General features: G+C 62.8%; 13 protein-coding genes. 12 read left to right on the forward strand and 1 reads right to left on the reverse strand.

Features of this window, described 5'->3' with window-relative positions; all coding sequences use genetic code 11:
• Positions 1-92: 92 nt before the first annotated feature.
• The 4 genes from VNT00_RS05010 (at position 93) to VNT00_RS05025 (ending at position 4902) form a co-directional block, all read left to right on the forward strand.
• The gene (locus tag VNT00_RS05010) at positions 93-998 is read left to right on the forward strand and encodes an alpha/beta fold hydrolase (RefSeq protein ID WP_325585124.1); all 906 of its coding nucleotides are present in this window, start codon (positions 93-95) and stop codon (positions 996-998) included.
• 26 nt (positions 999-1024) lie between these two features.
• The gene (locus tag VNT00_RS05015; RefSeq protein WP_414650892.1) at positions 1025-2752 is read left to right on the forward strand and encodes a bifunctional 3-(3-hydroxy-phenyl)propionate/3-hydroxycinnamic acid hydroxylase; all 1728 of its coding nucleotides are present in this window, start codon (positions 1025-1027) and stop codon (positions 2750-2752) included.
• A complete protein-coding gene (locus tag VNT00_RS05020; protein WP_325585128.1) occupies positions 2718-3677 on the forward strand; it encodes a 3-carboxyethylcatechol 2,3-dioxygenase in 960 nt (319 codons plus the stop codon). The genes VNT00_RS05015 and VNT00_RS05020 overlap by 35 nt, the downstream gene beginning before the upstream one ends.
• An 88-nt stretch (positions 3678-3765) precedes the next feature.
• Complete coding sequence (locus VNT00_RS05025; protein WP_325585130.1) at positions 3766-4902, forward strand: ABC transporter substrate-binding protein; 1137 nt, start codon at positions 3766-3768, stop codon at positions 4900-4902.
• A 35-nt stretch (positions 4903-4937) separates the two neighbouring features.
• Here VNT00_RS05025 and VNT00_RS05030 read toward each other — a convergent pair whose 3' ends face one another.
• Positions 4938-5675, reverse strand: coding sequence for a GntR family transcriptional regulator (locus VNT00_RS05030; RefSeq protein ID WP_325585132.1), 738 nt, complete (start codon positions 5673-5675; stop codon positions 4938-4940).
• Positions 5676-5904: 229 nt separating this feature from the next.
• Here VNT00_RS05030 and VNT00_RS05035 point away from each other — a divergent pair, with 229 nt between their 5' ends.
• The 8 genes from VNT00_RS05035 to VNT00_RS05070 all read left to right on the forward strand — a co-directional run bounded on the left by VNT00_RS05035 (position 5905) and on the right by VNT00_RS05070 (position 13883).
• On the forward strand, positions 5905-6768 hold the full coding sequence (locus tag VNT00_RS05035; protein ID WP_325585134.1) for a VOC family protein: 864 nt from the start codon (positions 5905-5907) through the stop codon (positions 6766-6768).
• Entirely contained in the window at positions 6765-7475 is a 711-nt protein-coding gene (locus VNT00_RS05040; protein WP_325585136.1) for a class II aldolase/adducin family protein, read from the forward strand. The genes VNT00_RS05035 and VNT00_RS05040 overlap by 4 nt, the downstream gene beginning before the upstream one ends.
• A 100-nt stretch (positions 7476-7575) precedes the next feature.
• Complete coding sequence (locus VNT00_RS05045; RefSeq protein ID WP_325585138.1) at positions 7576-9030, forward strand: 2-hydroxymuconic semialdehyde dehydrogenase; 1455 nt, start codon at positions 7576-7578, stop codon at positions 9028-9030.
• Positions 9031-9039: 9 nt separating this feature from the next.
• A complete protein-coding gene (dmpE, locus tag VNT00_RS05050; RefSeq protein ID WP_325585140.1) occupies positions 9040-9825 on the forward strand; it encodes a 2-oxopent-4-enoate hydratase in 786 nt (261 codons plus the stop codon).
• 13 nt (positions 9826-9838) lie between these two features.
• Positions 9839-10627, forward strand: a complete 789-nt coding sequence (gene dmpH, locus VNT00_RS05055) for a 2-oxo-3-hexenedioate decarboxylase (RefSeq protein WP_325585142.1) — start codon at positions 9839-9841, stop codon at positions 10625-10627.
• 53 nt (positions 10628-10680) lie between these two features.
• Positions 10681-11628: an acetaldehyde dehydrogenase (acetylating) gene (locus tag VNT00_RS05060; protein WP_325585144.1), complete on the forward strand. Its 948-nt coding sequence runs from the start codon at positions 10681-10683 to the stop codon at positions 11626-11628.
• Between the two features lie 15 nt (positions 11629-11643).
• A complete protein-coding gene (gene dmpG / locus VNT00_RS05065; RefSeq protein ID WP_325585145.1) occupies positions 11644-12663 on the forward strand; it encodes a 4-hydroxy-2-oxovalerate aldolase in 1020 nt (339 codons plus the stop codon).
• Between the two features lie 53 nt (positions 12664-12716).
• Entirely contained in the window at positions 12717-13883 is a 1167-nt protein-coding gene (locus VNT00_RS05070) for an ABC transporter substrate-binding protein (protein WP_325585146.1), read from the forward strand.
• Positions 13884-13885 lie beyond the last annotated feature (2 nt).

The raw sequence follows: 13885 nt of genomic DNA on the forward strand, positions 1-13885 counted from the left end.
ACCTGGTGCACATTTCAGGTTTTTTTTTGTGGAATCCGCGGCCCTGTCTTATCTTGGTCTCACAACTATTCCAACACACGGAGACAGGAATCATGGGCGTCGAGCACGATTCAACATTTCGCAGCATCTGGGCCGATTTGCGCGGCGTGGCGTTTTCGCAGGGCTGGATCGACGCGGGCGGCGTCAATACCCGTTATCTGCACGCGGGCGGCAAGGACAAGCCTGCCCTCATCTTCCTGCATGGGGTCGGCGGCCATGCCGAGGCCTACGTCCGCAACCTGAAGGCGCATTCCAGCCATTTTTCCACCTGGTCGATAGACATGATAGGGCACGGCTGGTCCGACCTTTCCGACGTTGATCTGGAAATCAGGCACTACATCGACCACTTGCTGCATTTCATGGATGCCGCCGGCATAAAAAAAGCCAGCCTCAGCGGCGAGTCCCTGGGCGGATGGGTGGCGGCCCGCTTCGCCATCGACCACCCCGACCGCATCGAGCGCCTTGTGCTCAATACGGCGGGCGGCTCGCAGGCGGATCCGGCCGTCATGGAAAGAATCAAGGCTTTGTCCATGCGGGCCGCCACCGACCCCAGCTGGGAATTCATCAAGGCGCGCCTGGAGTGGCTGATGGCGGACGAGTCCAAGGTGTATGACGACCTGGTGGCGACCCGCCAGGCCATGTACAGCCGCCCCGGCATGGAGCAGGCCATGCGCCACAACATGATTCTGCAGGACATGGAGGTAAGGCAGCGCAATATCCTGCGGCCCGAGGACTACGGAAGAATCAAGGCGCCGACCCTGGTCATCTGGACCTCGGACGATCCCACCGCGAATGTCGCCGAAGGAAGGCGCATTGCCTCGATGATTCCCGGCGCGCTGTTCACCGTCATGGAGAACTGCGGGCACTGGCCGCAGTTCGAGGACACCGCGCTGTTCGATGCGATGCATGTCGATTTCCTGTTGGGCAAACCCGTCGAAAACGCGCGGCCCGTTGCCTGATTGCCGGGTCAGGGCGCATCCGCAATATCCGGCCGGCCGTATCGATGGCCGGAATGGGCCAAACCGCACATTGGGGGCGAACGAAGATGGAAGGACTGGCTGAGGGCCTGGACGAGAGTGCCGAGGTGGTGATTGTCGGCGCTGGTCCGGTTGGCCTGTTGATGGCGAATTACCTGGGGGAGCAGGGCATACGCGTGCTGTTGCTGGAGCGCGGCGCCGAACTCATCGATTACCCGCGCGGCGTCGGTATGGACGATGAATGCCTGCGCTCCTTCCAGTCGGTCGGATTGGCGCAGGCGGTTCTGCCGCATACGACGCCAAGTCACTGGATGCGGTTCGTCACAGGCAAGGGCCGCTGCTTTGCTTCCATCGAGCCCGCCAACGACGAATTCGGCTGGTCCCGCCGGAACGCATTCATCCAGCCGCTTGCCGATCGCGTCCTGCTGCAGGGCCTGCAGCGCTATCCCAATGTAAAGGTATTGTTTTCGTGCACGCTCGGGTCCTTGTCGCAGACCGATGCCGGTGTGGTGCTGGGGGTAGAGTCCGATGCCGGCAGGGGCTGTATCGAGGCCGGCTATGTCGTCGGCTGCGACGGCGGGCGAAGCACGGTGCGCAAGCTGCTGGATATCCCGTTCGAGGGCGAGACGGATTCGAACCGCTGGATCGTGATCGACCTGAACAACGACCCGGTGGGCGTACCGCATGCCTATGTGTATTGCGATCCGGCCAGGCCCTACGTGTCGATCGCCCTGCCGCACGGCATCCGGCGCTTCGAGTTCATGCTGCTCGAAGGCGAGGCCAAGGACGATGTGGTGGAACCGGAGGTGCTGCGGAAAATGCTGGGAAAGGTCGTTCCCGATCCCGACCATGTAGACATCATCCGGGCGCGGGTCTATACCCACAGCGCGCGCCTGGCCACACGTTTTCGCGACCGGCGGGTCCTGATCGCCGGCGATGCCGCGCACATCATGCCGGTGTGGCAGGGCCAGGGGTACAACAGCGGCATACGCGACGCGACGAATCTGGCATGGAAGCTGGCTCTTGTGGTCAAGAACGTGGCGGGCGAGGCCCTGCTCGATACCTACGACGAGGAACGGCGCGAGCATGCGCGGGCCATGATCGCCTTGTCGCAGTTCGTCGGCCGCATACTGGCGGTGACCAACCCGCTGCTTGTGAGGCTTCGGGACGGCTTCACCTGGCTGCTTAACTACATACCCCCCGTCAAGCGCTATTTTGTCGAAATGCGGTTCAAGCCCATGCCCCGTTACCTGCACGGCGCCCTGGTGTATGCGGACGGCGTCGATCTGCATTCGCCGGTGGGCCGCATGTTCATACAGCCGCGCGTCAAGGCCGGGCCGGGCGAAGCGGCGACGCTGCTGGACGAGGTGCTTGGCGATTCGTTCGCCATCATCTGCTGGGGTGGGGACCCCAGCTACTGGATGTCCGACGCCACGCTTGCGCTTTGGCGCAGCCTGGGCGCCACGCTGGTTTCCGCCTGGCCCGAAACCCAGTTCGGCTACGAGGCCGCGCGCCAGACCGGCGAAGTCCGGGTGGTGGGCGATATCGGCGGCCAACTGAAGGAGTGGTTCGGCAACCATTCGTCCAACATCGTTTTTTTGCGCCCCGATCGTTTTGTGTGCGCCATGTGCAAGTCGCAGCAGATCGATGCCACCACCCAGAAGCTGGCAGTCGCACTGTCGCTGAAGAATGGAGTCCAGCATGAGCCTGATGAAGCTGCAATGTCTTTCGCATAGCCCGCTGATGGGGTGGGTCGACCCCGACGACGGGGTGGCGAGCTCGGCGCGCGAAGCGGTGGATGTGCTCAAGGACGACCTCGAGCGCTTCGATCCGGAACTGATCTTTCTATTCGCGCCCGATCATTACAACGGCTTTTTCTACGACTTGATGCCGTCGTTCTGTATCGGCGCGCAAGCGCATTCCATAGGCGATTACGGCTGGCTGGACGGGGACTTGAGCGTGCCGGAGGAACTGGCAGCCCAGTGCGTGGCAGCGGTTCAGGCGGCTGACGTGGATTGCGCGATTTCATACCGCATGCAGGTCGACCACGGGTTCGCGCAACCCCTGCAATTGCTGACGGGAGCGCTGGATCGCTATCCCGTCGTGCCGATTTTCATCAATTGCCTGGCCGAGCCCATGCCGTCCTTCAAGCGTGTGCGGCTGTTGGGCCACGCGGTGGGGCAGTATGCCGCTTCGTTGGGCAAGCGGGTGCTTTTCCTGGGCTCGGGGGGACTCTCGCATAACCCTCCCGCGCCGAAGCTTGCCGATGCCGGCCCGGAGGTTCGGGAGCGATTGACCGGGGGAGGGCGCAACCTTTCCACGGCCGACAGGGCGGCCAGGCAGCAAAAGACGTTCGATGCGGCCCGCCAGTTCGCCACAGGAGATTCCTCCCTTCATCCGATCAACCCCGATTGGGACGGTGAATTTCTCGAGACGCTCAAGCGGCGCAGGCTGGAAGATCTGGACGGCTGGGTGGACGCCCGGGTCAGCCAGGAGGCGGGCGGTTCGGCCCACGAGGTCAAGACCTGGGTGGCCGCCAACGCCGCCATGCAGGCCGCCACCAACGGCCGCTATCGCGTTCATTCGGATTACTACCGGGCGATTCCCGAGTGGATAGCCGGATTCGCCACCTTGCAGGGGAATCCTGAACCAGGGCAATGAATCCGGGAGGCGGGCAGGAAGCAGGGCGGCATGCCGTCCAGGTTGCGTTTCACCCTTTGCATATTCGACAAACATACGGAGACAGACAATGATCATCAAAGGCAAACTGATTGCGGCAGCATTGGCTTTCGTTGTTGTGCAGACGGCGCAGGCCGACATCAATATCGGCGTGGTGGCCTCGGCAACGGGCCCGGCGGCAGCGCTCGGCACGGACATCAAGCGCACTGTGGCGTTGATGCCCGCCACCATCGGCAAGGAGAAAGTCAACTACATCTTCATGGACGACGCCACGGATCCCACCGTGGCGGTCAAGGACACGCGCAAACTGATCTCGGAGGACAAGGTCGACGCCATCATCGGGCCCAACACCAATCCCAATGCTGCGGCCATGACGCTGGTGGTGAACGAAACCAAGACTCCGCTCATCATCATTTGCCCGTATCTGCCTCCGCAAGACAAGCGCCACTGGGTGTTCCAGTCGGTGCAGGATGCGGGCCTGATGGTGAGGCGCATCGTCGAGGACATGGCCGAGCGCAAGGCGAAGACAGTCGGGTACATCGGCTTTGCCGATAGCTGGGGCGAAACCGCCTATGTCGAATTGCAGAAGGCGGCCAAAGCGGCGGGCATCAAGGTTGTCGCCGACGAGCGCTACCATCGTCCCGACACCAGTGTTACGGGCCAGGTGATCAAGCTGATCGCCGCCAAGCCAGACGTGGTGTTCATCGGCGCATCCGGCGCGCCAGCCGCCCTGCCGCAAGCCGAGTTGCGCCAGAAGGGCTATACCGGACAAATCTATCAGTCTCACGGCGTCACCAGCAAGGCCTTCCTGCGCGTGGGCGGCAAGAACGTCGAGGGCGCTCTGATTCCCGTTGGCCCGGTCCTGGTCGCCGACCAGTTGCCCGACAGCATAGCCAGCAAGAAAGTGGGGGTCGACTTCAACAGCGCCTACGAGAAGATGTACGGCCCCGATTCGCGCTCCACGTTCGCGGGCTCGACCTGGGATGCCTTGCTGTTGCTTCAGAATGCGATTCCCGCCGCCCTGGAAACGGCGAAGCCGGGCACCGAGGCGTTCCGGGCGGCATTGCGTGATCAACTGGAGCGCACGCATGAGCTGGTCGGCGTCAACGGCGTCTACAACATGAGCGCAACCGATCACATCGGGCTGGACAAGCGCGGGCGCGTCCTGATCGAGGTCAAGGACGGCCGCTGGAAGTACGTGAAGTAAAGGCGGTAAAGGGTAAAGGCGAAGGCCGCCGGCCTTCAGGCGTCGAACAGGGTGGCCGGCAGTTGCTTTATCGCTTCGTACGTAAGGTTTATGTGTTCCGCCAGCACCTTACAGGCGCCGTCGGCGTCGCGGTTCAGCGTGGCGTCCAGTATGGCCTGATGCTCGGCATGCAGGTCGCGCGGAATGGGCTGGCGGGTGACCGTAAGCCGGCGGTAGCGTTCGGCCTGCTGGTTGAGGATGCCAAGGAAATGCTGCACCCAGGGCGATTGGCAGCCGCTGATCAAGGCCTGGTGGTACTCGCGGTTGCGGTCTTCCCATTCGTTGAAGCGCTCCGAGGGGTTCGCGGCCAGGCGCTCCTGGGCTCGATCCAGGCGGTGAAAAGCGGCCACGACCCGGCTTTCCCAGATGTCATCGCCGAATTGTATGGATTGCCGCAAGGCTTCGCATTCGAGCAGGATGCGGGTTTTCGTGATGTCCTGGAAGTCGGCCATGGAAATGGGCTTCACATGGAACCCGCGCTGGCCCTGCGTGACGACCAGGGCATCGGACACCAGCAGGGCCAGGGCTTCGCGCAGCGTGCCGGCCCCCACGCCGTAAGAGTCTTTCAGGTGTTCGACGCGCAGTTTGGCGCCGGGCGCCAGCCGGCCTTCGATGATGTCGCGCCGCAAATGGTGGTACGCAATGCCCACCAGCGTTTTGGAAGGCTCGGAAGCCGTGGCCTCGGCCTCCGACGGCGGCGCGGGCATGGACGATGCAAGCGTTTGGTCAAGCATGGTGGTTTCGGCGTCTGAGAGCGCAGGTCGTGAAGGATGATGGAAGTGTATATCAGATTTCGGCAAATATGGAAAAATTCGCTGTTTTTAAAAAATCTCGATAAAATTTATTGACTTCGATATTTTATGAATTTATTCTGTCGGCATTGGCAGTGTGCGGTATGCAATAAGAACAGAACAACTTTCATATCTATGCCCCGCCGCAGCGCGCGGCATCAGGAGACAAGACGTGATTCATTTGCATGACATTCGTTATGTTAGGCTCGGCACCCCGGATCTTGCCGGCTCGGTGCGCTACGCCACCGAGGTCCTGGGCCTGGAAGTGGCCCGCACCGAGGGAAAATCCGTCTATATGCGCTCCGACAGCCGGGATCACACCTTGTGCTACTTCGAGGGCGACCCCCGCGATCACACCGCCGCCTTCGAAGTCGACACCCAGGAAGAACTCGACCATGCCCTGGCCACCCTGTCCGAAAGCGGCTATCAGGCGCGCCGCGGCACGGCGGACGAGGCCGAACAGCGCTACGTGGGCGATTTCATCAATCTGAAAGACCCGTCGGGCAACAGCATCGACCTTGTCTATGCCCCGCACCACAGCGGCCGGCGTTATTTTCCGTCGCGCGATGCCGGCATTACCGGATTCAGCCATATCGGCTTGCGCACCCTGGACGCGCAGCGCGACGAACTGTTCTGGACCAATTTGCTGGGCGCCAAGGTCAGCGACCGCATCGGCCCGGCGCCGCTGCTGCGCATCGACGAGGTCCATCACAAGATCGCGCTGTTTCCGTCCACCTATCCCGGCGTGCAGCATATAAATCATCAGGTGGAAAGCATCGACGACGTCATGCGCGCCTATTACATCCTGAAGGAACGCAATATCCCCATCCGCTTCGGCCCTGGCCGGCACCCCACCTCGGGCGCCATGTTCCTGTACTTTGAAGGCCCCGACGGCATGGTGTACGAATACTCCACTGGTGTGCGTCTTATTACCGAAGAAGACGAGCTCACCTACCGCCCGCGCAATTTTCCTTTCGTGCCGGAGTCGTTCTGCATGTGGGGCGCGCGTCCCGATATCCCGGAGTTCAAGGCGTGACGCAAGCAGGCTTGATCGTGGACGCCGGCGACGAGCGCCAGCGCATCGTGCGCATTGCGGCGCGGTCGCTGGCCAGGGCGAACCTGGTGCATGCCTATGGGCATTGCAGTCTTCGTCTGGATGCCCGTTATTTTCTGGTGTGCGCGGCCAAGCCCATGGGGCTGATCGATGCCGGCGACCCGGGCACGGTGGTGCCGGTGGATGGCGAACTGCCGCAGGGGGTTCTGGGCGAGGTGCGCATACACCAGCAAATATACAAAAACCGCCCGGAAGCCGGCGGCGTCGTGCGCAGCATGCCGCGAGACGTCATGACCTTGTCGGCGGCGGGCATCACCCCCGCGCCGCGTCATGGCATGGGGTCGTATTTTTCGCCGGGCGTGCCGCTTTGGGACGACGTTCAACTGGTGCGCAGCGACGAGCAGGCAAAGGGCGTGGCTGCGGCCATGGCAGGCGCGGCGGCCATCGTCATGCGCGGCAACGGCGCGGTGGTCGCGGCCGAAGACCTGCAGACCGCGGTGGGGCTTACCTGGTATCTGGAAGACGCGGCGCGCATCGAACTGCAGTTGCGTTGCGCCGGGCTGGCGTCCGAAGCAGATGTCCTGACGCCCGAGCAGGCTTCGCGGCGCGCCACGCGCAGCGGCCGGATTTTCGAACGTATGTGGCAATACCTGGGGGCCGGCGATCCGGAATGGTTCGAGGCCATTTAGGCTGGCTCCAGCCCCGAAGCGATCTCCTTAATATGTGTTAACAGGCTCTGGTCCATCAACAAATCAACGAATCAACGAATCAACAAGCGGAACGACATCCATGAACGAATTCAAGAATTTCATCAATGGCCAGTGGGTCACCACCGGCAAGACCTTTGAAAACCGCAATCCGGTCGACAACAGCCTCATCGGCCTGGTGCACGAGGCCGGCCGCGGCGAAGTCGACGCGGCGGTCAAGGCGGCGAAGGCCGCGCTGACGGGGCCCTGGGCATCGCTCAAGCTCGAGCAGCGCGTGGACCTGCTGCACGGCATCGTCGATGGCATCAACCAGCGGTTCGACGACTTCCTGGACGCGGAAATCGCCGATACCGGCAAGCCCCACGTGCTGGCCAGCCACGTGGACATTCCGCGCGGTGCGGCGAATTTCAAGATTTTCGCCGATCTCATCCGCAACGTGCCCAACGAAAGCTTCGGCATGGACACCCCCGACAACGGCCGCGCCCTCAACTATGCCATTCGCGCGCCGCGCGGCGTGATCGGCGTGGTGTGCCCATGGAACCTGCCATTGCTGCTGATGACCTGGAAGGTCGGGCCGGCCCTGGCTTGCGGCAACACCGTCGTGGTCAAGCCTTCCGAGGACACCCCGGCCACGGCCACGCTGCTGGGCGAAGTCATGAACAAGATCGGCATGCCGGCGGGCGTCTACAACGTGGTGCACGGCTTCGGCCCCGATTCGGCCGGCCAGTACCTGACCGAGCATCCCCTGGTGGACGGTATTACCTTCACCGGTGAAACCGGCACTGGCGAAGCCATCATGAAGGCGGCCGCTAAAGGCGTCAGGCCGGTGTCGTTCGAGCTGGGCGGCAAGAACCCCGGCATCGTGTTCGCCGATGCGGATTTCGACAAGGCGGTCGCCGGCATTGCTCGCTCGACCTTCGAGAATACCGGGCAGGTTTGCCTGGGCACCGAGCGGGTCTACGTGCAGCGCCCCATTTTCGAACGCTTCGTCGCGGCGCTCAAGCAGCGTGCCGAGTCTTTCAAGCTGGGCCGCCCCATGGATGCCGGCGTCAATTTCGGTCCCCTTATCTCCCTGCAGCATCGTGAAAAAGTGCTCAGCTACTACAACAAGGCCAAGGCCGAGGGCGCAACCATCGTTACCGGCGGCGGCGTGCCCGCCATGCCCGAGCCCCTGAGCGCAGGCGCCTGGGTGCAGCCCACCATCTGGACTGGCCTGCCCGAAAGCTCGCCCGTCATCCGCCAGGAAATCTTCGGGCCCTGCTGTCACATTGCGCCGTTCGACACCGAGGAAGAAGTCATCAAGCTGGCCAACGACACTCCCTACGGCCTTGCCGCAACGGTCTGGACCCAGGATCTCAGCGTTGCGCACCGCATGGGCGCCGCGCTGGAAGTCGGCCTGTGCTGGGTCAACTCCTGGTTCCTGCGCGACTTGCGCACGTCGTTCGGCGGCGCCAAGCAGTCCGGCATCGGCCGCGAAGGGGGCGTGCATTCGCTGGAGTTCTACACCGAACTGCGCAACGTCTGCGTAAAACTGTAAGTGGCCGCCATGAAACCAGAAGACATCCAGAAGTACGGCGATGCGCTATACCAGGCGCTCAAGACCCGCTGCGCCATCGATCCGCTTACGCAAACCCACCCGGGCATCACGATCGAAGACGCCTACCGCATACAGCTTCGCATGATCGACCAGCGCCTGGCCGAAAGCGGCGAGCGTGTCATCGGCAAGAAAATCGGGGTCACCAGCCAGGTCGTCATGGACATGCTGAACGTCGACCAGCCCGACTTCGGTCACCTGACTTCCGGCATGGTGTATGGCGATGGCGCCGCCATTCCCGCCGATGCTCTGATCGCGCCCAAGGCCGAGGGCGAAATCGCCTTCGTGCTCAAGCACGACCTGACCGGTCCCGGCGTCACCAACGCCGACGTGCTGCGCGCCACGGAATATGTCGTGCCGTGCTTCGAGATCGTGGACTCGCGCATCCGCGACTGGAAAATCAAGATCCAGGACACCGTGGCCGACAACGCTTCGTCGGGCGCGTTCGTGCTGGGCGATGCCGTTGCCGATCCGCGCAAGATCGACCTTTCCGTGGTGGGCATGACGCTCGAGAAAAACGGCGAGGTCGTGGCAACCGGCGCGGGGGCCGCGGCCCTGGGCCACCCCGTCAATGCGGTGGCATGGCTGGCGAATACGCTGGGCGGGCTGGGCATGGGGCTCAAGGCCGGCGAAGTGATTCTTTCGGGATCGCTGGCGGCCATGGTGTCCGTGCAGGCGGGCGACAACTTGCGGATGACCCTGGGCGGCGTGGGTTCCGCGGGCGTGCGCTTCATTTGATACAGGAAAGGCAATGGCACTCGACAAGGCAACGGTACAAAAACTGGCGGAACACCTGGATCAGGCAGAGACGCAGCGCAAAGAGGTCGTGAAGATCACCGACGACCACCCCGATCTGGACTGGGATGACGCCTACGCCATCCAGGATGCGCTGCGGGCCATCAAGGTGGCGCGCGGCACGCGCATCGCCGGCTTGAAGATGGGGCTGACTTCGCACGCCAAAATGAAGCAGATGGGCGTGGTCGATCCGGTGCGCGGCTTTCTCACTGACTACGGCCAGGTGGCCGATGGTGGCGAATGCGATACCGCGGGGCTGATCCATCCCAAGGTGGAGGCGGAAATAGCCTTCGTGACCAAGCGCGCGCTGTCGGGGCCCGGTTGCCACATCGGCGCGGTGCTGGCGGCCACCGATTTCGTGGTGCCTGCCCTGGAGGTCATCGATTCGCGCTACCTGAACTTCAAGTTCGACCTCAAAAGCGTCATTGCCGACAACACGTCGGCGGCGCGCTACGTGGTGGGCGGCAATGCGGGAGATGCCGTGGGCATGGACCTGAAGAATCTGGGCGTGGTCATGGAAAAGAACGGCGAAGTCGTGGCGACGGCGTCGGGCGCGGCGGTATTGGGGCACCCCGCCCAAAGCGTGGCGATGCTTGCCAACATGTTGGGTGCGCGCGGCGAGGAAATTCCCGCCGGCACGTTGATTCTTACCGGCGGCGTTACGGAAGCCGTGGCGGTCGCCAAGGGCGATGTCATCAATGTACGTTATCAGCATCTGGGCTCGGTATCCGTGCGCTTCGTCTGATCGAGGCAGCGGGCAGGGCGCCGGCGAGTGTGGGAAATGTCAAAGGAAAAATCATGGCAAAGAATGGAAAGGTAAAGGTGGCGATCATCGGCTCCGGCAATATCGGCACCGACTTGATGATCAAGGTGTTGCGCAATGCGCAACACCTTGAAATGGGCGCGATGGTGGGCATCGACCCGGCTTCGGACGGGTTGGCCCGCGCGCAGCGGATGGGGGTTGCGGCCACATCGGACGGCATCGACGGCCTGGTGGCCATGCCCGATTTCGCGGATATCCGCATCGTGTTCGACGCCACGTCGGCGGGCGCCCATGCGCGCCACAACGAGGTCCTGCAAAAGCATGGCGTGCAGGTCATCGACCTCACGCCCGCGGCCATCGGGCCTTATGTCATCCCGTCCATCAATCTGGACGAGAAGCTGGACGCGACGAACATCAATATGGTGACTTGCGGCGGGCAGGCCACGATTCCCATCGTCAAGGCGGTGTCGCGCGTGGCCAAGGTGCATTACGCGGAAATCGTGGCGTCCATTTCCAGCCGCTCGGCCGGCCCCGGCACGCGCGCCAATATCGACGAATTCACCGAAACCACGTCCAGGGCCATCCAGGTTCTGGGCGGGGCCACGCGGGGCAAGGCGATCATCGTGCTGAATCCGGCCGAGCCGCCGCTCATCATGCGCGACACCGTGTTCACCTTGTCCGAACCGGGCGACCAGGCCGCCATCGAGGCCAGCATCCAGGAAATGGTCGCCAGCGTGCAGGCCTACGTGCCGGGCTACCGCCTGAAGCAGGAGGTGCAGTTCGACCTCTATGACGAAAGCCATCCCCTGAATGTGCCGGGGCTGGGCAAGCTGGCCGGCCTGAAGACCTCGGTGTTCCTCGAGGTGGAAGGCGCGGCGCATTACCTGCCGGCCTACGCGGGCAATCTGGACATCATGACGTCGGCGGCGCTGGCCTGCGCCGAGCGGCTGGCCTCGACCCGCCTGGCGGATGTGGCGGCCTAGTACGGGAGAATCGAAATGAGCACTAAAAAACTGTATATCTCTGATGTGACGCTGCGCGACGGCAGCCATGCCATCCGGCACCAGTACAGCATCGCCAACGTCAAGCAGATCGCCAAGGCGCTGGACGAGGCCCGGGTCGATTCCATCGAGGTCGCGCATGGCGACGGCCTGGCCGGTTCGAGTTTCAACTACGGCTTCGGCGCGCATACCGACCTGGAGTGGATCGCGGCGGTGGCCGAAACGGTCAAGCACGCCAAGGTCACCACCTTGCTGCTGCCGGGCGTGGGCACGGTGCACGATTTGCGCGCCGCCTACGATGCCGGCGCGCGCGTGGTGCGCATCGCCACCCATTGCACCGAGGCCGACATTTCCAAGCAGCATATCGAATATGCGCGCGAGCTGGGCATGGATACCGTGGGCTTCCTGATGATGAGCCACATGAACGCGCCCGACAAGCTGGCGCAGCAGGCCAAGCTCATGGAAAGCTATGGCGCGACTTGCGTGTACGTGGTCGACTCGGGCGGCGCCCTGAACATGAACGACGTGCGCGACCGCTTCCGCGCGTTCAAGGACGTGCTCAAGCCCGAAACCGAAACGGGCATTCATGCGCACCACAACCTGTCCCTGGGCGTGGCCAATTCCATCGTGGCGGTCGAGGAAGGGTGCGACCGCGTCGACGCCAGCCTGGCCGGGATGGGGGCGGGCGCGGGCAATGCGCCGCTGGAAGTGTTCATCGCGGCGGCCGAGCGCCTGGGCTGGAACCACGGCTGCGATTTGTACAAGCTGATGGACGCGGCCGACGACATCGTGCGTCCTTTGCAGGATCGTCCTGTGCGGGTGGACCGCGAGACGCTGGCGCTGGGCTATGCCGGCGTCTATTCCAGTTTTCTTCGGCATGCGGAAGCCGCCGGCGAAAAGTACGGGCTGAAGACCGTCGACATTCTGGTCGAGCTGGGACGCCGCCGCATGGTGGGCGGCCAGGAGGACATGATCGTCGACGTCGCCCTGGATCTTTTGCAAAAGCAGCCTGGCTGATTGCGACAGTAAAGCCTTACCTCAACAGAAAACCAAAATCTCAGGAGACACGAATGAAGAAAGTGACAAGCGCCGTATTTTTGGCTGGATCCGTGCTGGCCGCGGCATCGGCCCATGCCGATGTGACCGTGGGCTTTTCGGGGGTGATGTCCGGCCCCGCGGCGGTTCTGGGCCAGGACCAGCACGACGGGTTCATGCTCGCCATCGAGCAGCTGGGCGGCAAATTCGGCGACCAGAAGGTCAACGTGGTCAGCGAGGACGATCAGCTCAAGCCCGACGTCGGCGCCCAGATCATGCAAAAGTTCATCGAGCGCGACAAGGTCGACGCCATCGTCGGACTGGGCTTTTCCAATGTCCTCATGGCCGAACTGCGCCGCGTCAAAGAGTCCGGCGTGCCGGCGCTTGCCACCAACGCTGGGCCGGCGCCCGTCGCGGGCAAGCTGTGCTCGAAAAACCTGTTCGGCCTGGCCTGGCAAAACGACACCATGTCCGAAGCCATGGGGCAGTATGTGCAGGATCTTGGCCTGAAGTCGGCCTATCTGATGGCGCCAAGCTACCAGGCCGGCAAGGACAAGCTGGGCGGCTTCAAGCGCTATTACAAAGGCAAGATCGTCAAAGAGGTCTATACCCCGCTTGGTCAGCTGGACTATTCCGCCGAAATCTCCAACCTGCAAGCCGCCAAGCCTGACGCGCTGTTCGTGTTCTACCCCGGTGGATTGGGCATCAACTTTGTCCGGCAGTTGGGCCAAGCCGGTCTGATGGGGCATTTGCCCTTCTTCTCCGAGGGCGCCATCGACTCCAACACGCTGGTCGCTTTGAAGACGCAAGCTGCCGGATCCATCTACGGCGCAACCTGGTCGCCCGTTCTGGATAACGCCCAGAATAAGAAGTTCGTCAAGGCGTTCCAGGAAAAGTACGGGCACACACCGTCCGAGTACGCTGCCAATGCCTACGATGCCGCCTATCTCCTGGATGCGGCCGTGCGCAAGGTCAAGGGCAATGTGTCCGACCGGGCGGCATTCGTGGCGGCCGTCAAAGAGGCTGGCTCCACCTTCCCTACGGTACGTGGGAAATTCGCCTTCAACACCAATAACATGCCCATCCAGAACGTGTATGCGTTCAAGGCGGTCAAAGAGGGCGATCAGATCGCTGTGAAGAAGCTGGCAACGGTGTTCACTGATCACCAGGACGCCTACGTGAGCAAGTGCGACTTGAAGTAGCT

Source organism: Eoetvoesiella sp., assembly GCF_035555955.1.
Classification (GTDB): Bacteria; Pseudomonadota; Gammaproteobacteria; order Burkholderiales; family Burkholderiaceae_B; genus Eoetvoesia.

What these genes read in the sequence shown, in the direction of transcription:
- dmpE (WP_325585140.1), top strand. Translation starts at nt 9,040, where the DNA reads ATGAAACCAGAAGACATCCAGAAGTACGGCGATGCGCTATACCAGGCG.
- VNT00_RS05060 (WP_325585144.1), top strand. Translation starts at nt 10,681, where the DNA reads ATGGCAAAGAATGGAAAGGTAAAGGTGGCGATCATCGGCTCCGGCAAT.
- VNT00_RS05025 (WP_325585130.1), top strand. Translation starts at nt 3,766, where the DNA reads ATGATCATCAAAGGCAAACTGATTGCGGCAGCATTGGCTTTCGTTGTT.
- VNT00_RS05020 (WP_325585128.1), top strand. Translation starts at nt 2,718, where the DNA reads ATGAGCCTGATGAAGCTGCAATGTCTTTCGCATAGCCCGCTGATGGGG.
- dmpG (WP_325585145.1), top strand. Translation starts at nt 11,644, where the DNA reads ATGAGCACTAAAAAACTGTATATCTCTGATGTGACGCTGCGCGACGGC.
- VNT00_RS05070 (WP_325585146.1), top strand. Translation starts at nt 12,717, where the DNA reads ATGAAGAAAGTGACAAGCGCCGTATTTTTGGCTGGATCCGTGCTGGCC.
- VNT00_RS05045 (WP_325585138.1), top strand. Translation starts at nt 7,576, where the DNA reads ATGAACGAATTCAAGAATTTCATCAATGGCCAGTGGGTCACCACCGGC.
- VNT00_RS05010 (WP_325585124.1), top strand. Translation starts at nt 93, where the DNA reads ATGGGCGTCGAGCACGATTCAACATTTCGCAGCATCTGGGCCGATTTG.
- dmpH (WP_325585142.1), top strand. Translation starts at nt 9,839, where the DNA reads ATGGCACTCGACAAGGCAACGGTACAAAAACTGGCGGAACACCTGGAT.
- VNT00_RS05030 (WP_325585132.1), bottom strand. Translation starts at nt 5,675, where the DNA reads ATGCTTGACCAAACGCTTGCATCGTCCATGCCCGCGCCGCCGTCGGAG.